At 52.0% G+C, this 20,656-nt stretch carries 18 protein-coding genes; 6 read left to right on the top strand and 12 right to left on the bottom strand.

Annotated elements, in window-relative coordinates; all coding sequences use genetic code 11:
- On the top strand, positions 1–233 hold a 233-nt coding region (locus ABYA77_RS12480; RefSeq protein ID WP_372966302.1), incomplete at its 5' end, for a hypothetical protein.
- 259 nt (positions 234–492) lie between these two features.
- On the opposite strand, the gene ABYA77_RS12475 is transcribed toward ABYA77_RS12480, so the two are convergent.
- The 6 genes from ABYA77_RS12475 to ABYA77_RS12450 form a co-directional block, all read right to left on the bottom strand.
- Entirely contained in the window at positions 493–1,089 is a 597-nt protein-coding gene (locus ABYA77_RS12475; RefSeq protein WP_372966303.1) for a sulfite oxidase heme-binding subunit YedZ, read from the bottom strand.
- A gap of 20 nt (positions 1,090–1,109) precedes the next feature.
- Entirely contained in the window at positions 1,110–2,081 is a 972-nt protein-coding gene (gene msrP / locus ABYA77_RS12470; protein ID WP_372966301.1) for a protein-methionine-sulfoxide reductase catalytic subunit MsrP, read from the bottom strand.
- A gap of 92 nt (positions 2,082–2,173) precedes the next feature.
- The gene (gene pssA / locus ABYA77_RS12465; RefSeq protein ID WP_372966300.1) at positions 2,174–2,986 is read right to left on the bottom strand and encodes a CDP-diacylglycerol--serine O-phosphatidyltransferase; all 813 of its coding nucleotides are present in this window, start codon (positions 2,984–2,986) and stop codon (positions 2,174–2,176) included.
- 90 nt (positions 2,987–3,076) lie between these two features.
- Complete coding sequence (gene ilvC / locus ABYA77_RS12460; protein ID WP_372966299.1) at positions 3,077–4,093, bottom strand: ketol-acid reductoisomerase; 1,017 nt, start codon at positions 4,091–4,093, stop codon at positions 3,077–3,079.
- Positions 4,094–4,161: 68 nt separating this feature from the next.
- Positions 4,162–4,653: an acetolactate synthase small subunit gene (ilvN, locus tag ABYA77_RS12455; protein WP_372966298.1), complete on the bottom strand. Its 492-nt coding sequence runs from the start codon at positions 4,651–4,653 to the stop codon at positions 4,162–4,164.
- Between the two features lie 2 nt (positions 4,654–4,655).
- A complete protein-coding gene (locus tag ABYA77_RS12450) occupies positions 4,656–6,374 on the bottom strand; it encodes an acetolactate synthase 3 large subunit (RefSeq protein WP_372966297.1) in 1,719 nt (572 codons plus the stop codon).
- 471 nt (positions 6,375–6,845) lie between these two features.
- Here ABYA77_RS12450 and ABYA77_RS12445 point away from each other — a divergent pair, with 471 nt between their 5' ends.
- Complete coding sequence (locus ABYA77_RS12445; protein WP_372966296.1) at positions 6,846–7,322, top strand: DUF4124 domain-containing protein; 477 nt, start codon at positions 6,846–6,848, stop codon at positions 7,320–7,322.
- Between the two features lie 77 nt (positions 7,323–7,399).
- Here the strand turns inward: ABYA77_RS12445 and clpB are convergent, their stop codons facing one another.
- The 3 genes from clpB to rluD all read right to left on the bottom strand — a co-directional run bounded on the left by clpB (position 7,400) and on the right by rluD (position 11,858).
- Positions 7,400–9,976 carry an ATP-dependent chaperone ClpB gene (gene clpB / locus ABYA77_RS12440; protein WP_372966295.1) on the bottom strand — a complete coding sequence of 859 codons (2,577 nt, stop codon included), beginning with the start codon at positions 9,974–9,976 and terminating at the stop codon, positions 7,400–7,402.
- A 159-nt stretch (positions 9,977–10,135) separates the two neighbouring features.
- On the bottom strand, positions 10,136–10,891 hold the full coding sequence (gene pgeF, locus ABYA77_RS12435; RefSeq protein WP_372966294.1) for a peptidoglycan editing factor PgeF: 756 nt from the start codon (positions 10,889–10,891) through the stop codon (positions 10,136–10,138).
- Positions 10,881–11,858 carry a 23S rRNA pseudouridine(1911/1915/1917) synthase RluD gene (rluD, locus tag ABYA77_RS12430; protein WP_372966293.1) on the bottom strand — a complete coding sequence of 326 codons (978 nt, stop codon included), beginning with the start codon at positions 11,856–11,858 and terminating at the stop codon, positions 10,881–10,883. The genes pgeF and rluD overlap by 11 nt, the downstream gene beginning before the upstream one ends.
- 171 nt (positions 11,859–12,029) lie before the next feature.
- Here rluD and ABYA77_RS12425 point away from each other — a divergent pair, with 171 nt between their 5' ends.
- Positions 12,030–12,863: an outer membrane protein assembly factor BamD gene (locus tag ABYA77_RS12425; RefSeq protein ID WP_372966292.1), complete on the top strand. Its 834-nt coding sequence runs from the start codon at positions 12,030–12,032 to the stop codon at positions 12,861–12,863.
- A gap of 10 nt (positions 12,864–12,873) precedes the next feature.
- On the opposite strand, the gene ABYA77_RS12420 is transcribed toward ABYA77_RS12425, so the two are convergent.
- The gene (locus ABYA77_RS12420) at positions 12,874–14,538 is read right to left on the bottom strand and encodes an NAD+ synthase (RefSeq protein ID WP_372966291.1); all 1,665 of its coding nucleotides are present in this window, start codon (positions 14,536–14,538) and stop codon (positions 12,874–12,876) included.
- Positions 14,539–14,631: 93 nt separating this feature from the next.
- Between ABYA77_RS12420 and ABYA77_RS12415 the strand changes: the two genes are divergently transcribed.
- The 3 genes from ABYA77_RS12415 (at position 14,632) to ABYA77_RS12405 (ending at position 18,408) form a co-directional block, all read left to right on the top strand.
- Entirely contained in the window at positions 14,632–16,275 is a 1,644-nt protein-coding gene (locus ABYA77_RS12415; RefSeq protein WP_372966290.1) for a PAS domain-containing sensor histidine kinase, read from the top strand.
- A 60-nt stretch (positions 16,276–16,335) separates the two neighbouring features.
- A complete protein-coding gene (locus tag ABYA77_RS12410) occupies positions 16,336–17,715 on the top strand; it encodes a sigma-54-dependent transcriptional regulator (protein ID WP_372966289.1) in 1,380 nt (459 codons plus the stop codon).
- 129 nt (positions 17,716–17,844) lie between these two features.
- Complete coding sequence (locus ABYA77_RS12405; protein ID WP_372966288.1) at positions 17,845–18,408, top strand: GspH/FimT family pseudopilin; 564 nt, start codon at positions 17,845–17,847, stop codon at positions 18,406–18,408.
- 29 nt (positions 18,409–18,437) lie between these two features.
- Here ABYA77_RS12405 and ABYA77_RS12400 read toward each other — a convergent pair whose 3' ends face one another.
- Both ABYA77_RS12400 and ABYA77_RS12395 read right to left on the bottom strand, forming a co-directional pair.
- Positions 18,438–18,860, bottom strand: a complete 423-nt coding sequence (locus tag ABYA77_RS12400) for a type IV pilin protein (protein WP_372966287.1) — start codon at positions 18,858–18,860, stop codon at positions 18,438–18,440.
- The coding region (locus ABYA77_RS12395; RefSeq protein WP_372966286.1) for a pilus assembly protein at positions 18,857–20,656 on the bottom strand (1,800 nt) is incomplete at its 5' end. The genes ABYA77_RS12400 and ABYA77_RS12395, both read right to left, overlap by 4 nt.

The raw sequence follows: 20,656 nt of genomic DNA, 5'->3' as shown, positions 1-20,656 counted from the left end.
TTGCTCAAGACAAAACTCAATTTTCGACGAGTCACTGTCCTGATATTTCGTATCTGAAATACCTCGGCCAGCGCCCACACGAATTACTTGGTCAACTTTTTAAAGAGCGTTTGAGCGTCTCGTTGCTCAATCAAGGTGGCGCATTCTACTTCGTTTCGCCGCCTTGTCAACCGTTTATTTTTCGCCGCTTCCGACTCCGAAAACAACCAAAAAACTCATCGGCTTACTGCTAAATCGAGGTGCGCATTCTACACCGAATCGCTACCTTGTCAACCGCTTTCTGAAGAATCTTTGAAACATTTTCTTCAATCCTTTCAAGCAGTTATCGCATCAGATCTGACCAATTCCAGTGGCCAGCCCCTCAAGCGAGATGCGCATTCTACAGACACCAGCTGAGGAGTCAACAGCTTCCTCAACAAAAACCCAGGAACTTCGGTTTACACCTATTCGATCGATCAACTTATCACCAAAAAGTTCGCCATTTAATCGATTTTACGTTTTTCTCAGTGGTACTAGTGACACGACGCCAAACCAATAGGCTCTCAAAGAAAGCAGAATTAACAAAAAGGCCCCATAAACAGCCATTTCCGTGACATCACTTCTTGCCTGCCAGAGAAAATGCACCCATACCAACACTGCAGACACGTAAATCAATCGATGTACTGGTTTCCACCATCGACCGACGCGCTTCATCATTTTCTTGGTTGAAGTAACGGTGAGCGGAATCATCAATAAGATTGCGGCAGCACCTACCACAATATAAGGACGCTTGGTGAAGGTGGACCACAAATCCCCCCAACCAAGAATGAGCTGTAAAAATGCCAGAACATGCAGCACCGCATAGAAAAACGCAAACAACCCCAGCATTCTTCTACAGCGCATCCACCCATTCCAACCAGTAAGCTTTCGCAACGGCGTAATCGTCAATGTTGCCAACAATAACTGAAATGCGGCGATACCCAGACTTTCTGTAATTACCTGCCCGGGATCAGGCCCCAGGTCATTTGCCGTAATGCGCTGAACCAATACTCCAAGCGGTATCAAAGACGCACTAAACACGCCAACTTTCAGCAGTGCCACTGAAGCCATCCGCCCCGGCTTATTCAGCATCAGTAAAACGTCGCCAGATCCATTCCTTTGTACAAGCCCGCAACTTGCTCTCCGTAGCCATTAAATTTTGTTGTCTCTATCCAGTTTGGCCGAAACACACCCGACGGCAGTCTTCGTTCCCTACTTTGGCTCCAGCGAGGATGATCTACTTCAGGGTTCACATTGGCATAAAAGCCATATTCATCGGGCGCAATCATTTCCCAACTCGTCATAGGCCGCTCTTTCATAAACCGGATTTTGACAATGGACTTAATACTCTTGAACCCATATTTCCAGGGAACCACCAACCGAATCGGCGCACCATTCTGATTAAGCAATTCCTTTCCATAGAGCCCGACGGCAAGGAAAGACAATTCATTCATGGCTTCATCCATGCGTAACCCTTCGCGATACGGCCAATCAATCGTACTGAAAAGAGACCGCTGACCGGGCATTTGCTCCGGATTCTGGAGGGTTTCGAAATAAACATATTTTGCTTTTGAAGTAGGCTCTAGCTGCTTCAGAATGTCAGCAAGAGGAACCCCCACCCATGGAATCACCATTGACCAGGCCTCAACACAGCGCAACCGGTAAATTCGCTCCTGATAGCTGTGTGGTTTCAGAAGATCTTCCAGCGCATAGCGCCCAGGGCGGGCGCATTCACCTTCAACCTCCACAGACCAAGGATCAACCACCATCTGGCCAGCGTGACGCGCAGGATCTTCTTTACTTGGGCCAAACTCATAAAAATTGTTGTAACGCGTGATATCGCTATAGGGTGTAGCCGTTTCGTCAGTAGAGTAATCAACAACCTTTCGATAATTCAGTGCTGGTTTGCCCTGGTTTTCTGCAGCCTGAGTAAGCCCGGGAATAGCCATAGCTGCAGCCGTCACGGCAAGGCCTGACATAAATTTCCGGCGGTTCAGGTAAATGGATTCTGGCGTGACTTCCGATTCAGAAATTGCCCAAGACGGGCGCTGCTTGATGATCATGGAAAGACTCCAGAGTTTGCGGTTGTTTATATTGACCGGACATTTCTGGAGAAATTCCCGCGCAATGCAACTTGAGCGGGAATTATCAGGCGTCAGACGCGCTTACCCTTGCCACGAAACAGGGCTCGCACAGGGCCAGAAGCCGCATAAATAAGAAATGCTGAGAACAATACTGTAGCAGGATCAAGAGCAATCACGACAAAGATCAGCACAACCAGCAAAATGGCAGCAAAAGGCACTCTGCCCCGTAAATCCAGGTCTTTGAAGCTACGGTACAAAATATTGCTAACCATCAACACACCAGTTCCGCCGACCACCACCATAGCGAGCACTGTGAGCCATGCCGCCGGCTCGTAGGTATTGAAGCACCACACCAGGCCGGCAACGCACCCCGCTGCTGCCGGACTCGCCAGTCCGACGAAGTACTTCTTATCGACCGAGCCTATCTGCGTATTGAAGCGCGCAAGACGAAGGGCGGCACCCGCGACATAGATGAACGTAACCGCCCAACCCAACTTATCCATACCGTTCAACAACCAGAAGAACGCAACTAAACCGGGCGCCACACCAAAAGCCACCATATCCGCCAGGCTATCGTATTCCTCGCCAAATTTACTTTGGGTATTGGTCATACGCGCAACACGCCCATCCAGACCATCCAGAATCATAGATACAAAAATGGCTATAGCCGCGTTGTCGAAAACGCCGTTAGACGCCGAGACAATCGCGTAAAATCCAGAAAACAGGGACGCGGTCGTTAGTGCATTAGGCAACAGGAAGATACCCTTCCTCCGCACTTTTGCGCCCTCAACCAGCTCCTCCTCTACGACTTCACCCGCCTCAATCTCCGGCTCAGCGGCATTTCTGGGGGCAGCGTTTTCTAACGGTTTATTTTCTTTTGTCATTCCTTCAACTCCGGAAAGCGTTTGTGCGGAGTATATACGAAAAACGCGGCCACTAGGGCCGCGCTTTCATACCGTATCGGAAAATCCGGATCAGTTCTTTTCTTTGTCCACGATTTTATTCGCAGTAATCCATGGCATCATAGAGCGCAGTTTCTCACCTACGGTCTCAATCTCGTGGGCCGCATTCTGGCGACGACGAGCAGTCATGGATGGGTAGTTCAGAGCGCCTTCCGAGATGAACATCTTGGCGTACTCGCCACTCTGGATACGCTTCAGAGCATTACGCATGGCTTCACGGGACTGCTCATTGATCACTTCCGGACCGGTTACGTACTCACCGTACTCAGCATTGTTGGAAATGGAGTAGTTCATGTTGGCGATGCCACCTTCGTACATCAAATCAACAATCAGTTTCAGTTCGTGCAGACACTCAAAGTAAGCCATTTCCGGAGCGTAGCCCGCTTCGGTCAAGGTTTCGAAACCAGCTTTAACCAACTCAACCGCACCACCACACAGAACGGCTTGCTCGCCAAACAGATCTGTTTCAGTCTCATCTTTAAAGGTTGTTTCGATGATACCGGTGCGCCCGCCGCCAATGCCGCTGGCGTATGACAAAGCTACATTCTTGGCATTGCCAGAAGCATCCTGGAAGATCGCGATCAGATCAGGAATACCACCACCTTTGGTGAACTCAGATCGAACCGTATGGCCCGGAGCCTTCGGAGCAATCATGATAACGTCCAGATCTTTACGAGGAACGATCTGGTTATAGTGAACAGCGAAGCCGTGAGCAAAGGCCAGCGTAGCGCCCTGTTTCAGGTTCGGTTCAATTTCATCACGGTACAGCTGTGACTGAAATTCATCCGGAGTCAGCACCATTACAACGTCTGCAGATGCAACAGCAGAAGCGACATCGCTAGTTTTCAGGCCGTAAGCTTCAGCCTTAGCGATTGAAGTAGAGCCCGCACGCAGACCAACAACCACGTCGACACCAGAATCTTTCAGGTTGCACGCATGTGCGTGGCCCTGAGAACCAAATCCAAGAATGGCAACTTTTTTGCCTTGGATGATGGAAAGATCGCAATCCTTATCGTAATAAACCTGCATTATAAACCTCTACTTTTATAAGTGATGGCCAATTAAAGGCCATGATCTTCGAATTTTTCAGACAGCCTTCAGAGACTGAGTACCTTTTCGCCTCGCGCGATACCAGACACCCCGGTACGCACCACCTCGAGTATCCCCGATGTACCAATAGCCTGAATGAACCCATCAAGCTTACTGCTATCGCCCGCCAACTGGACGGTATAAACAGAGCTGGTCACATCCACGATCTGACCCCGGAAGATATCGACCGTGCGTTTGATTTCAGCGCGCTGAGAACCTGTCGCCTTCAGCTTTACCAGCATAAGCTCACGCTCAATGTGCGGACCTTCCGTCAGATCGACAAGTTTGACCACTTCGATCAACTTATTCAGCTGCTTGGTAATCTGCTCGATCACCTTGTCCGAGCCGGAGGTGGTTACCGTCAAGCGCGACAAAGTGGGATCTTCAGTAGGCGCTACTGTCAAAGTCTCGATGTTGTAATTACGTTGCGAGAACAGTCCAACTACCCGGGATAAAGCGCCCGGTTCGTTTTCCAGCAAAACAGAAATGATTCGACGCATGATCACACCCTCTCCGTTTTGCTGAGCCACATATCTTTCATCGATCCACGGGCAACCTGCATCGGGTACACATGCTCAAAGCGGTCAACATAAATATCCACAAACACCAGTTTGTCTTTCATCGCCAGAACTTCCCGGAGTTTGGGCTCGAGGTCTTCTTTACGATCAATACGCACGCCAACATGGCCATATGCCTCAGCCAGCTTGATAAAGTCTGGCAGGGACTCCATATAAGACTGCGAATGACGGGACTCATAATTCATGTCCTGCCACTGCTTGACCATACCCAACGCCTGGTTGTTCAGGTTGATAATCTTCACCGGCAATTCGTATTGCTTGCACGTAGACAATTCCTGAATATTCATCTGGATACTGCCTTCACCGGTAAAACAAAGCACTTCTTCGTCCGGATGAGTCAGCTTAACCCCCATCGCCGCAGGCAAACCAAACCCCATGGTGCCAAGCCCCCCGGAGTTGATCCAACGATTCGGCTTATCGAACTTGTAGTACTGAGCCGCAAACATCTGATGCTGCCCCACGTCGGAGGTTACGTACGCATCACCATTGGTGAGTTTCCAGAGCATCTCAACCACTTCTTGCGGCTTAATAACGTCCGGACTTGTCTCATAACGCATGCCGTGGAATGCTCGCCACTCTTCGACCTGCTTCCACCATGATGCCAGGGCCTCAGCATCCGGCTTCTCTTTGGACTCTTTCACCAAGGACAGCATCTCTTTCAGAACCGCATCCACAGGACCAACAATGGGCACATCTACATCAATGGTCTTGGAAATCGACGCCGGATCGATATCGACATGAATTATCCGAGCTCCCGGACAGAACTTCTCGGTGGCGTTGGTTACCCGGTCATCAAAACGGGCACCGACACAGAGAATCAGATCCGAATGGTGCATAGCCATATTGGCTTCGTAAGTGCCATGCATCCCCAACCAACCCAGGTGCTGTTTGTCGGTCGCCGGATAACAACCTATACCCATCAACGTGTTGGTAATCGGAAAACCAAGAGTGCGGGTCAACTCCGTCAGCAAGCCCGAAGCCTTGCCCAGAATAACACCACCGCCAGCATAGATAACTGGACGTTTGGCAGCCATCAACATGTCAACAGCTTTCTTGATCTGGCCAGCATGACCACGAACGGCGGGATTGTAGGAGCGAAGCTTGACCTTTTTCGGATAGGAATACTCAAAGCGCTCGTTCGGTGCAGTCATATCTTTAGGGATATCAACCACAACTGGGCCAGGGCGGCCTGTCGCTGCAATGTAGTATGCCTTACGGATCACTTCAGGAATTTCCTCTGGGTGACGCACGCTAAGGTTGTGTTTTACCACCGGGCGGGAAACACCAATCATGTCGGTTTCCTGGAAGGCATCTTCACCTATCAGGGTGGATGCAACCTGGCCACATAAAACCACCATGGGGATGGAATCCATAAAGGCAGTGGCAATGCCGGTAATTGTGTTGGTGGCTCCAGGACCGGAGGTTACCAGCACGGTACCTGGTTTTCCTGTTGCGCGGGCATAGCCGTCGGCCATATGGACCGCCGCTTGCTCATGCCGTACCAGAATGTGTTTAACTTTATCCTGCCTGAACAGCGCATCGTATATATGCAGGGCTGCGCCACCCGGATAGCCGTATATGTACTCGATACCTTCGTCTTGAAGGGACCGGATCAGCATATCGGCACCAGATAATAACTCCACGTTTTCTACCCTCTTCTACATTTGAATGAGCCGGGTTACATCCCGGTTGCCTGGACTCTCGGATTACCTGCTTCTTGTGAAAGCGGCACCGACGTACTCATCCACACCAGTTCTTTAGAGGTTGTCTCCTGGCCAGCCGCACTCCTGAGGGTTGCGGAGAACGGCCAACAACGGGTTGCAACGTAAGCAACAACCAACGCCCGCCAACGATTGGCGCACTCGGTGTGGTGATTAACGGGGGATACTTGCCCGGGATTGCCTGCCGTATTGACCCCAGTCTTCAGGCAATCGGTAATTCTGACAGCCGTAAGCTCACTGTCAATAGTCGTTGCGGCTTAAATGGCACCATTTTCCGTTCTTCTCTGCCATACTGCGCAAATAACAATGTTAGAGTTTTGAACCAGGCGGAAGAAAAATCATCGTTCAGATGGCAGAATTCCTTCAGGCAGTAAACGAACAACAGGCAGAGACATGAACCGAAAAATACTGATGTTTTCTATTTTGATGGCTGCAACTCCGGGCCTGGCCGTTGGTAGTTCAGTATATAAGTGGACCGACGAAAGCGGTGTGACTCACTTTGGTGACAGGCAACCTACCGGTAAAAATGCCGAGCAGGTCAATGTCCGCGCCGGCACCAGCCATAACACAGCATCCGACAGGGCAAGCCCGCAAGAACGGCTAAACGAACTGGAAGAAAAACGACAGGCCGCAACCAAGCGGAAAAATGAAACGGCTGCGGAAGAGGCCAACCGGAAGCAGCGTGAGGCTAATTGCGAAGTGGCCAGAGAAAACCTGAAGGTCATCCGCAGTAATGCCCGGATTCGTGTCGAAGAAAACGGTGAAATGCGCTACCTGACGCCGGAAGAAGTGGAAGAACAACGCCAAAAATTCGAAGACATAGCCGCAGAAAACTGCGCGCCGTCTCAGGATACTGACGTCCAGCGCTAAGGCCTGACTTAGCTACGAGGCATAAAAAAGCCAGGAGATCCCCACCTCCTGGCTTTATCGTATCTACCGGCAGGCACTTAGCCTTTAGTAAACGTCAACTTATTATCTTCCACCGTCGCACGAACCGTGTCACCCGGCACAAACGCGCCCTGCAGAAGCATTTGCGCCAGCGGGTTTTCGATCAAGCGCTGAATAGCCCGTTTCAGGGGGCGAGCACCATAAACCGGGTCATAGCCCACTTCCGCCAGCAACTGCAGCGCTTCTTCGCCAACCTCAAGCTTCATATCCTGTTCTTTCAAGCGCTTCGCCAGATTTTCAATCTGAATACTTGCGATACCCTGAATCTGAGTCTCCGCCAACGGATGGAATACAACCACCTCATCCACCCGGTTGATAAATTCAGGCCGGAAATGCGTGCCGACAACTTCCATAACGGCCGCCTTCATGTCCTCGTAGTTATCCTCACCCGCTTTTTCCTGAATGATGTGAGAACCCAGGTTTGAGGTCATCACAACAACCGTGTTGCGGAAATCTACTGTTCGGCCCTGACTATCGGTCAGACGACCGTCGTCCAGTACTTGCAGCAGAATATTGAACACATCCGGGTGCGCTTTCTCTACCTCATCCAGCAACAACACAGAGTATGGACGGCGACGAACAGCTTCCGTCAAATAGCCGCCTTCTTCATAACCAACATAACCTGGAGGCGCACCAATCAAACGGGCCACGGAATGTTTCTCCATAAACTCGGACATATCAATGCGCACCATGGCATCCTCGGTATCGAACAGGAACGCCGCCAGAGCTTTACACAATTCGGTTTTACCAACCCCCGTCGGCCCCAGGAACAGGAACGACCCATTCGGCCGATTGGGGTCAGAGAGTCCGGCGCGGGAACGGCGCACAGCGTTAGAGACCGCCTCAACGGCTTCGTTCTGACCAATAACCCGGGCGTGTAACGCCTCTTCCATGCGCATTAACTTGTCACGCTCCCCTTCCATCATCTTGGATACAGGGATGCCGGTCCATTTAGAGACTATCTCAGCAATTTCTTCATCCGTTACCCGGTTACGAAGCAACGTCATTTCCATCATTTCGGCCTGACTGGCCATGTCCAACTGGCGCTCAAGCTCTGGAATCTTGCCATATTGCAACTCAGACATTTTACCCAGGTCGCCACTGCGACGGGCGTTTTCCAAATCAATTCTGGCTTGCTCCAACTGGCTCTTAATCTTTTGAGAACCCTGCAAAGCCGCTTTCTCGGCATTCCAGACTTCTTCCAGATCCGCGTACTCACGCTCAACACCGCCAATCACACCAGACAATTCTTCAAGGCGCTTTTTAGAGGCTGCATCTGTCTCTTTCTTTAGCGCCTCTCGCTCAATTTTGAGCTGAATCAGGCGACGTTCGAGGCGATCCAAAGCTTCTGGCTTAGAGTCCATCTCCATCCGAATCTGGCTCGCAGCTTCGTCAACCAGATCGATCGCCTTATCAGGCAACTGGCGATCAGTAATGTAGCGATGAGACAGTTTTGCCGCAGCAATAATAGCCCCATCCGTCACTTCCACCCCGTGGTGAACCTCGTACCGCTCTTTCAGACCACGAAGAATGGCAATCGTGTCTTCCTCGCTGGGCTCACTGACCAGCACCTTCTGAAAACGACGTTCCAGTGCTGCATCTTTTTCAATGTTTTCACGGTATTCGTTAAGGGTTGTGGCGCCTACGCAATGCAGCTCACCACGAGCCAACGCCGGTTTAAGCATGTTCCCGGCATCCATCGAACCTTCAGCTTTGCCGGCACCAACCATGGTGTGAATTTCATCGATAAACAGGATGACCTGACCTTCCTGCTTCGATAACTCATTCAGAACGGCCTTCAGGCGCTCTTCAAACTCACCACGGAACTTTGCACCGGCAATAAGAGATCCCATATCCAGTGACAGTACTTTTTTGTCCTTCAGACTGTCTGGAACTTCACCGTTCACAATACGCTGAGCCAACCCTTCTACAATGGCTGTTTTACCAACACCAGGCTCACCAATCAGCACTGGGTTATTTTTGCGGCGACGCTGCAACACCTGAATCGTGCGGCGAATCTCATCATCCCGGCCAATTACCGGGTCCAGCTTGCCCGCAGCGGCCTGCTCGGTCAGGTCAATGGTGTATTTTGATAGCGCCTGACGATTTTCTTCTGCGCCTGCATCATTCACGGTTTCACCACCCCTCACCTCATCAATAGCCTTTTCCAAAGCCGCTTTATCCAAACCATGCTCACGGAGAATACGCCCCAATGCGCCACGGTCTTCAACCGCCGCCAGCAGAATCAACTCACTGGATATAAACTGGTCGCCACGCTTCTGAGCCAACTTATCTGAAATATTGAACAACCGTCCCATGTCGTTAGACATAGAGACATCGCCAGCATTGCCCTGTACTTCCGGCAGATTTTCAATCTCACTGGTCACCGCCTGGCGCACTCGGCCCGGCTCAACACCCACCTGTTTCAATAGTGGTTTCACGGAACCACCCTGCTGATCAAGCAAGGCCAGCATCAGATGCACAGGCTCAATAAAGTTGTGATCTTTACCAACCGCAATAGACTGAGCGTCAGCTAAGGCGCTCTGAAGCTTGCTTGTAAGTTTGTCGATTCTCATGCTGTCTCTTCCCCAAAAATTAACACGGACACCTGAAACGCAACATTTGTTGCGGCCTGTGAAGCAGTCGGCATTCACCTTGTCTTGATATTTAATGTAGGGGCAAGAAGGGGGACTTCAAGTGAGGGGATGCGTATATCGTCAGAAAATTGACACTGATCAGCTAATCCAGACCAGTGTTGCCATTCGGCCGGTCTGACCATCTCGCCGAAAAGAATAAAACCATGCGTCATCCATAACAGTGCATAAACTGCCACCATATACGGTAGACACACCCGCCCGCCGCAGGCGCAAACGGGCAAGTTGGTAGATATTCGCGACAAAGTGCCCGGAGCGGGCGCCCTGCTCAGTGAAGGCGTTGACAGACTCAGCTTGCCGTTCCACAAATGCTGCCCGAACCTCAGGGCCCACCTCAAAACTCTTCGGACCAATAGAGGGCCCGAACCAGGCGATAAGCTCAGACGGATCAACAGCCATTGCATCAATGAGGTTTTCCAGCACTCCGTCACACAGGCCTCGCCAGCCAGCATGTGCTGCGCCTACAACCTCACCTTTCCGGTCAGCCAGGATAACCGGCAAACAATCCGCAGTAAGAATTGCGCACACGATACCTTTTTGGCGAGTAAAACTGGCATCTGCATCAGGGCAGCTATTCAGAGTTTCCGAAGTCATCTCCGCAACACGAGTGCCATGCACCTGATTAAGCCAACCAATCTTATTGGCCCCCAAACCGATAAACCGGGCCAAAAGCTGACGATTTTGTTCAACATGCTTCGGGTTGTCGCCAACATGCCCCCCCAAATTCAGCGACTCCCAGGGCGGCCGACTAACGCCCCCCTTACGGGTCGTACTGAGCGCCTTCACCTTGTCAGGTGCACGCCATTCGGGCCGCAGAACCAGGCTCTCAGAAATCATTTTCGTCCAGTTCCCGGGCGTGCTTGCGCAGCGCTTCAATGAGATGAACCATGTCCTCAGGCAAAGGCACATCCCAGCTCAGCGTTTCACCGGTTTCAGGATGATCCAGTGTTAGCTGACGAGCATGCAAAGCCTGCCGTGTGAACGCCGCCAGCACTTCCCGCAGCTCTTCTGTTGTGCCTTTAGGCAAGCGCAGGCGGCCACCATAAACCGGGTCGCCAACCAACGGGTGGCGAACATGCGTCATGTGCACGCGAATTTGATGAGTGCGGCCACTTTCCAGTTTACAACGTACATGGGTATGGGCAGCAAAGCGCTCAATCAAACGATAATGGGTCACGGCCGGTTTGCCCGAAGACACGACCGCCATGCGCTTGCGATCTTGTGGATGGCGGCCAATAGGTGCATCCACTGTTGCGCCTCCGGTCAGTGACCCCACCACAACAGCTTCGTATTCACGCCCCATGGTTCGAGTTTGCAACTGATTCACCAGCGATGTATGCGCTATCAGACTGCGGGCAACAACCATGATTCCGGACGTATCTTTATCCAGGCGATGCACAATGCCAGCCCGAGGCAGGTTCTCTACCTCGGGCGCGTAATTCAGCAACGCGTTGACCAATGTTCCATCCGCATGGCCTGCAGCCGGGTGTACAACCAACCCCGCAGGCTTGTTGATGACCAGCAAATGCTCGTCCTCATACACGATATCCAGCGTTATAGGTTCAGCCTCCCAAGTCACCCTGGCCTCAGGTTCGGCATCCAGCTCAAGCAGATCGTTCAGCATCACCTTATCTCTAGGCTTGCGATGTTTACCATTGACGGTCATCGCGCCACTTTTGATCCACGACTGTAAACGGGAACGGGAATGCTCAGGCATCAACTCGGCCGCCGCCTGGTCGAGGCGTTTATCGCTCAGTTCTGGTGGAATTTTGAACTGGCCGGTGATTCTGTTATCGGAAGACATCAAGCCTCGCTTCGCCAATATGCTTTCAAATTAGAGGGCACCGGCGTATTACCGATGTTACGTTTCAGTCAGATTAACCAGGGAAGGTTCTGTTAACACTGCACATAGGCAGACTTCCCCGTTACAATGGCCAATCCAACCATAAGTCTGACCATTATACGGGATTCCGGCATGAGATCAGTTGTCCGATTACTTGTACTTTCCACCATCATAGCGCTGGCTGCCGGCTGCGCCTCAAATAAAGACGTGGAAGTCTTGCCAGAACAAACCTACTACGAGAATGCCCGTAAGGCTATGAACGCCGGCAATTTCAATGAAGCCGAAGAAAATCTGGACGCGCTGGAAACCTATTACCCATTTGGCCGGTACGCGGAACAGGCCCAGCTGGACCTGATCTACGCTCGCTATCAGAATCTTGACCTGGAAGGTTCACGGGCCGCAGCCGATCGTTTCATACGCCTGAATCCACAGAGCGAGCTTCTCGATTACGCCATGTATATGCGAGGTTTGGCTTCCTACAATCTTGACCTTGGCCTTGCAGCCCGATACTTCCCTATTGACGTGGCTGCCCGTAACCCGGGTGAACAACTGCAAGCATTCCGCGATTTCTCACAGCTACTGAACCGTTTCCCCGACAGCCAGTACGCCCCCGATGCCCGCCAGCGCATGATTTCCATTCGTAACCGCATGGCCGCTCTGGAGGTACATGCTGCCCGCTACTATATAAAGCGCGGAGCCTATGTCGCTGCCAACAACCGAGCACGCTACGTGGTAGAGAACTACCCATCATCACCTGCGGTTGAAGACGCACTCATCATCCTCGCAGACACCTTTCTGTTCATGGATCTGAAAAAAGGTGCCAGCGACGCCGTTGCTACTCTGCGCAAGAACTTCCCCGACAGTGAAGCCTTTGACGAAAATGGTGAATTCAAGCCTGTTCAGCGAAAACAGCAAAGCCGTTCACTCAGCAACGTGATCACCTTCGGCCTGATGGGCGACGAGTAAGGCGAAAGCCTTACTTACCTATTTTCCAACCGTTGGTAATTGGATACCGACGGTCTTTACCAAATCCCCGCTCGGTAATACGCACACCAACCGGCGCTTGCCGGCGCTTATATTCATTAATATCCACTAAACGTATTACCCGCTCTACATCCGCTCGCTCAAAGCCTTCTGCCACAATGGCCTCTGCGCTGTAATCCCGCTCCACGTAGAGGTTGAGAATCTGGTCCAGAACATCATATCCCGGCAGACTGTCCTCATCTTTTTGGTCCGGTGCCAGTTCGGCAGACGGTGGGCGGGTAATCACTCGCTCAGGGATCGCTGGTGAGATGGTGTTTCGATAACGGGCCAAGCGGAATACCAACGTTTTCGGGACATCCTTCAGGGCATCAAATCCGCCTGCCATATCCCCGTAAAGGGTGGAATAACCTACTGCCAGCTCGCTCTTGTTACCGGTCGTCAGCACTAACGAACCAAATTTATTGGACAACGACATTAACAACACCCCGCGCAGGCGGGCCTGCAGATTTTCTTCGGTGGTGTCTGGCCGGGTTCCCTCAAATGGCTCTTTCAGAGTGTCCATAAAAGCATCATACAGCGGCTCGATAGAGTACACGTCATACTGAACACCCATCGCAACAGCCTGAGCTTCAGCATCTTCCAGACTGGCATCAGATGTGTATCGGAACGGCATCATGACCGCCCTTACCCGGTCCTTGCCAAGCGCATCAACGGCTATTGCCAGGGAAACTGCAGAATCGATCCCGCCGGATAACCCCAGCACTACAGATTTGAAGCCATTCTTATTGACGTAATCCCGCACCCCGGTCACAAGCGCTTTATACACCTTGGTTTCCAGCGACGGCTCTTCGAAAAGCGGTTGCGAAACCGGCTGACAGTGGTGCTCACACAAGAACTCCACCGGGAAAAGACCTGCAGCAAACTGGGGAGCTTCTACAGCCAGCGCCCCAGAATGATCGAATACCATCGAGCCACCGTCGAACACCAGCTCGTCTTGGCCCCCGACAAGATTCGTATACACAACGCTGACGTTATTGCTGCTGGATTTGCGCTCCAGCAGTGCTTTGCGCCGCGCCTGCTTATCGATATCGAAGGGGGACGCATTCAGATTCAAAATCAGTCTGGCGCCAGCCGCAGCCGCGTCTTCCAGAGGACCGTCGCTCCAGATATCCTCACAGACGGTGATACCGACCGGCACGCCCTTAATGGACAGCACCAGAGCTTCCTGGCCAGCTGCAAAATACCGCTTCTCGTCAAACACCTGGTAATTCGGTGGGCAGCGCTTGAAGTACCGGGCTCGCAGTTCTCCGTCTTCTATCACAATACCGGCGTTAAATAGCAATCCCCCCGAACGCACGGGAGCACCAATCACGAGGGCCGGCTTAAGCCGTTCCTGCACCAAGCGCTCCAGAGCCTCAGCCACTCGAATATCCAAACTGGGCCTCAGTAACAAATCTTCCGGGGGGTATCCTGTCAGGCAAAGTTCAGGGAAGACCACAATATCAGCCTGATGTTTTTGCCAGGCATCACGGGCAGCCTGAATAATCAGGTCCGTATTACCGGGAATATCCCCAACCAAAAAATCCAGCTGGGCCATCACCACTCGCAATTTTTTTACGGTGGGGGATTCCTCTGGTGTTTTACCGGGTCCTGGCATGCAAAAGGCTCCTGTAACTTGTTACCGTTAAAAGGCTATTATAACCACTCACAGACGAGGATTTCTCCTGACCAACAACAGATAACATCCGCTATGGCAGAAGACACTTCCACAGTAACCGCGCATTCTGCCTTCGGGCCTCGCGTCAAATACCAGCAAGCACGACTGTTTCGAATCTATAACCACTACCGGCTCGTTATCAGTGCGGTATTGGTCAGCCTGTTGTTTATCGGGCCATTCATGGAGGAGACTACATTTCGCTGGCCAGACTATTATCAAGCCGGAGCCATTTCCTACCTGGCCATTAACAGCTTTGTTGGCCTGCTCCTGGTGGCAGGGTTTCAGCCACGCCAACGCCACATCACGCTGTCTATCCTGACCGACATCCTGCTGATCCACTGCCTGCTACTGGCAAGTTCAGGCATTACCAGCGGCCTTGCAAACCTTGTGATCGTGTCCGTTGCTGCCGGCAACATTCTCACGCCAAGCCGCTTGGGCACCTTCTATGCGGCCCTGGCCGCCATCTGCTCACTCAGCATTTCGGGCTGGGCGGTATTAACCATTAATGAATCCGCCGACGATATCGTGCGGGCCGGCTCACTGGGGATTTTGTACTTTTCCGCGGCATTCATACTGCAGGGAATTTCAAAAAGAGTTATCCGTAGCGAAGCCCTTGCAACCAGTCGGGCCAAAAGCATCGCGGAACTGGAACAAATAAACCAGCAAATTATCCAGCGCATGCGCACCGGGATTCTGGTACTTGACCGGTTTGGCCACATACGAGTTGCCAACGCTGCCGCCGAAGAAATCCTGTTTGGCGCAACAAGCGCCCTACCCAGCGGAAAACGCCAGACACAGGCTCTTCCACAACCTCTGCGTGAAGGGCTGGAAACCTGGTTAAAAAACCCCGGCCTGCGTATAGAACCCTTTCAGGCGTCACCCACCTCACCGTTATTACAGGCCAACTTCACCCAACTGGATCAGGAGCGCGGTGATCAGATACTGGTGTTCATTGAGGACATGAGCAAAGTGACCCAACAAGCGCAACAGATGAAACTTGCCTCCCTGGGCCGGCTTACAGCAGGCATTGCCCATGAGATACGAAACCCATTAGGGGCCATCAGTCACGCAGCACAGCTCATGGAAGAATCGCCCCATCTGGATAAAGGTGACCAGCAGATGCTGGACATCATCCGCAGGCACTCAAAGCGGGTAAACTGCATCATTGAGAATGTACTGGACCTGTCAAGGCGCAGGGTGGCCGACACTGAGCTTGTGGATGTTCAAGAATGGCTGGAAGAATTCCGCAAGGATTTTCAGCAAACTCAGGATGAAAGCACCTCAGCCACTATTGAACTGATTATCGAGGGCAGCATTCCCCATGCCCGGTTTGATAAAAGTCAGATTGAGCAAGTCATGGTCAACCTATGCGACAATGGCATGAGGTACAGTAAACAGCAAACTGGGCAAAACAAGATACAATTACTGGTTGGAGCAACAGCAGACGGCGAACGGGCCCGTGTTGATGTTCGGGATTTCGGCCCGGGCATTGCTCCGGAAAATCGCCATTCGGTATTTGAGCCCTTCTTCACCACCGACCAAAGCGGAACAGGGCTTGGGCTTTATCTGGCCCGAGAACTTTGCGAAGCAAATCAGGCACATTTATCACTAGTTGAGGACGATCAGCCAGGGTGCCGGTTCCGCATTACTTTCGCTCATCCAGGGCGAATGATCTAACCTACAAACCGGCTAACGGGCTATGCAATTCAACAGGGAACAGGGAACCGGCAACAGACAATGACCAATCATACAGCGCTGATTGTTGACGACGAACCAGATATCCGGAGCCTTCTGGAAATCACTCTGAGTCGTATGGGCATCACCACCTACACCGCAGCAGACCTGGCCAGCGCCCGCGCCTTGCTGGAACAGCACAAGCCCCAGCTCTGCCTGACCGACATGAACCTTCCTGACGGCAATGGCATAGAGTTAGTGCAATGGATTCAGCAATATAGCCCCACCACTCCCGTGGCCGTTATCACCGCCTATGGCAGCATGGATACCGCTATTGAATCGCTGAAAGCCGGAGCGTTCGACTTCGTATCCAAGCCGGTAGAATTGCCGCGATTACGGGAACTGGTGAACAGTGCCTTGAAATTGTCAGAGCCAAAAAGTCAGAAAACGGCCGAAAACGACGAACCAGGCTTATTGCTTGGCGAATCCCCCGAGCTTCGCAAGCTCCGCAACCAAACCCGAAAACTCGCCCGCAGCCAGGCACCTGTATTTATCAGCGGCGAGTCCGGTAGTGGTAAAGAGCTGGTTGCAAGAATGATTCATCTGCAAGGCCCGCGAGCTGAAGGCCCCTTTATTGCCGTTAACTGCGGAGCTATACCGTCGGAGCTGATGGAAAGTGAATTTTTCGGTCACAAGAAAGGCAGTTTCTCGGGTGCAGTGGAAAATAAAGACGGCTTGTTCCGAAGTGCCGACGGCGGCACGTTATTCCTGGATGAAGTAGCCGACCTACCCCTGGCCATGCAGGTAAAACTGCTACGCGCCATTCAGGAAAAAGCCATACGCGCTGTAGGAGACACCAAAGAGGTGCCGGTCGATATCCGCGTGCTCAGCGCCACCCACAAGAATCTGCCCGAACTGGTTCAGGCTGGCGCCTTTCGCCAGGATCTTTTCTACCGAATCAACGTTATTGAATTGGCGGTACCTGCACTCCGGAAACGAGTAGAAGACATCCCCCTTCTCGCCGACCACATCCTCAACCGCATTGCACGAGAGTACGAATGCGATCCCGCAACCCTTACACCGGCGGCTATAGAGCGCCTGAAAAACTACGATTTCCCCGGCAACGTGCGGGAGCTGGAGAATATTCTGGAACGGGCTTTTACCCTGTGCGATGAAGACAGAATTGATGCTGATGATTTGCACCTTGGGGGTGGAGTAGTGCCAGGAGGCTCAGCCCCAAGTGCAGACAGTGATGCAGGAGGTCCATCTGCCGCGGTGCCTGAGGGGGAGATCGATCTGGAGAGCTACCTTGAGAGCATCGAACGACAGGCTATCGATAAGGCTCTCGAAGCTACCCGGTGGAACAAAACAGCCGCCGCCAAAAGACTGGGGATCAGTTTTCGGGCATTACGGTACCGACTGAAGAAACTGGGGATGGAGTGAGAAATATCCCACAGGGTTTACGGAAATGACTCCTTAGCCCCTGATCCCTGCGATTGTAGACTAACCAGGATCTGTTCGATCGATTTTTAACCAGCGCTTTCAGGATGAAAGCCTGCAGGAGCATCAGGGATGATAAATACCCGTATATCACAACGGGGGGTTACCCTCGTGGAACTGGCCGTTATCACGGCCATCCTTGTCGTTATGGCGACTATTGCTGCGCCTTCCACCAAAAACCTCATCGACAATTCACAGCGGCGTGCCGTCGTAAATGACCTCCTCGGGTTCCTGGCCATGGGCAGGGAACGATCAGTACTGACCGGCACAATTCTTACTCTATGCCCTCTCACCTCAAACAATGTCTGCGGCAAAGACTGGAGCAAGCCCCTCACGCTGTTTCGTGACTCAGGTAACAAACGAAAACTAACCGACGAACGCCAGATTGTTCATGTGCAAATGCCGCCAAGACGAGGCTACCTGAAAGTGGCGTCACTAAGCAGGAGCTTTTTTCAGTATCGGCCAGATGGCATGATCCTCAGCGACCTGGGCAATATAACCTGGTGCCCGGACGACAAAGATCCTACGAAAGCTGCACATTTTGTTATCCGAAAAGGAGGGACCATCCGCCTTGCCAAAGACACCAATGGAGATGGCATCCCAGACAAAGCGAACGGCAAACTGCTGGAGTGCTGAGAGTTACACCTCAACACTCCAGAACAGGACTACCAGCAATCCGATCCGCCCGTTGCAGTCTTCTCGCCCGTATGTTTAAGAGTCAACGTCTTACAACGATCGCCTGCCTGCCCACCCACCGGGGTGGCCTGAAGCGTAAACCCGTTTTTTGAAACGGCGCTCAGAGTCAGGTTGTACATTGCCGTGCCCGTTTCCGGCGACTGAGTCTGAGGCAGCGTTGGCGTACCCCCTCCCGTGTAATCATAGTTCTGCTGCAAGTACTTACGCTCCATCCACTGGGACAATTCCATAAGGTCAGCCTGGGCGTTAGCCCTGTGCGTAGCCATCACATTTTCACGATACGACGGATAGGCAATCGCAGAAATAATGCCGATGATTGCCACAACAATCATAAGTTCGATCAGGGTAAAGCCGCGATTACGGCTGACTCCGGACTGCATCAATTTCTTCATTCAGTAATCTCCCTCCAGCCCCTACGGCCGAGTACATCATCGAAGGGTTCCAGCTCGGTAAAGCCTGCACCGCCTACTCCCGTACCATAAGTCAACAGGTTACCCCAGGTTGATAGCTGCGACGGCGTACTGGAAACTTTAACACCGACACCATTCTGCCCCAGTTTCTTGAAGGCTTTATAAACGGGGACTGTGTCTTTTGCTCTCACAATTTCAAAGCCCATAATCCAGCCATACCCACCGCCCATACAGGGATTAGAGCTGGGGATAAGCGTGTTCACATACACGTATTCACCTCGGATGATCGGGTAATTCACAATTCGCTCCCCAGACGTCGGGAGTTCCGTGTACCAGCCACGATTCTTTTCGTAATCTACTCGTGTATTCTCTGTTTCACGCTGAGAGCCTGTTCCAGTGACATTGATAGCAACAAGGTCGTTCACGGTGACAGCCGGCGCTGCGTCTGACGTTTCATGAACCGCATAGAAATATTGCGAATCCGTAGTGCCGTTATCACCTTCTTCCAGATACTGCCCGGTTCCAAACAGAATCATCAGGTCCGGATCTTTACCTGTATCAGCCGAGAGCGAGACGGCCGGTGCTGAAGTGATTGGCTGATCCGCCTTAAAGTAAGGCCCGGTATAGGCAGTCTTCGGGGAGCCCCCCGTGACATCCGCCACCCACAAGTTACCATCCCTGTCACCGCCATAGACCCGGTCAACAATATAATCGGCATCAGTATCAATCAAAGTAAGAGGCGACAAGCCATCACCACCGGACTGAAACTCGTGATAGAGATAATCACCAACATCCCAGCCATCAAGGCCCTTTTCAATATCTAACATGAAAAAGCCTGTCGACCCATTATCCGAGTTGTACCCATTGGAAACAAAAGCTGTCCATCGCGGGCCACTACCCCAGTCCATCAACGCAACCTCTGGTGGCTCTACCAGATATCCCAACCGGTTATCGTCATCCGGCGTAAACTCCCAAAGAGCATGCGCAGCTGCGGAGTCTTCGCTGAACGAATCAGGAGAGGTCACATCAAGAGCAAAAATACCCTTAGCACCAGCTCTTGCACCACCGATCAGGAGCGTGCGCCAGGCTTCACTATTGTTAACGCTTCCGTTCTTCCTGCGACCTTTAGTAAATACATCCACAACTTCCAGGTTCAGGTCCACATAGAAACGGTGACCGTACTCAGGATCGGTCAGATAATGGAGCCCGCGATCAGAGGCTGTTGAGTAGACAAACGATGGCACATAAGCAATGACCTCCTTACCACCATTATCATCGTTATCTGTTGCCTGAAAACCGTGCAACATTCCATCATTAGCCCCCACATAAACCACCGGGGTTCGGTCTAAATTGGAGTTATAGAATTCCGAATATTTACTCGCGTTCGGAATGTCATTCGGCCACCCGGAGCTTGGCGCACCAATAAACCTGGGGGTAGAGTTCACGATTGAGCCAAGAAGATAGGTGCGTTCTCTGAAGAGCTTTGCATCCTCCTCATTGGATTCTGCAATCTCACTTTTTGTTTTGCCTCGAAGGTAATTCAGCCTTTCCTCACCCAGCAAAGGCGCGTCTGTATTCAAGTCTGCTTTTTGAGTAGCTGTAAGCGAGTTCCAGCGGAAAGGCTGCCCTTTGGCACCGTCCCAAGTAATAATTGTTCTCTCATCAGGCACAGCCGTTGCTAAAACATCCCGCGCTGACCAGCCTTTGTTTTGATCACCAACCTCTTCTTCAGGGAGTCCGTCGTCACCCATTCCATAAGTACTGGCCACCAGATCCCC

The organism is Marinobacter sp. (assembly GCF_041595835.1).
Lineage (GTDB): Bacteria > Pseudomonadota > Gammaproteobacteria > Pseudomonadales > Oleiphilaceae > Marinobacter.
The sequence above is the reverse complement of the archived record's forward strand: the minus strand, read 5'-3'. Positions and strand labels throughout refer to the sequence as shown.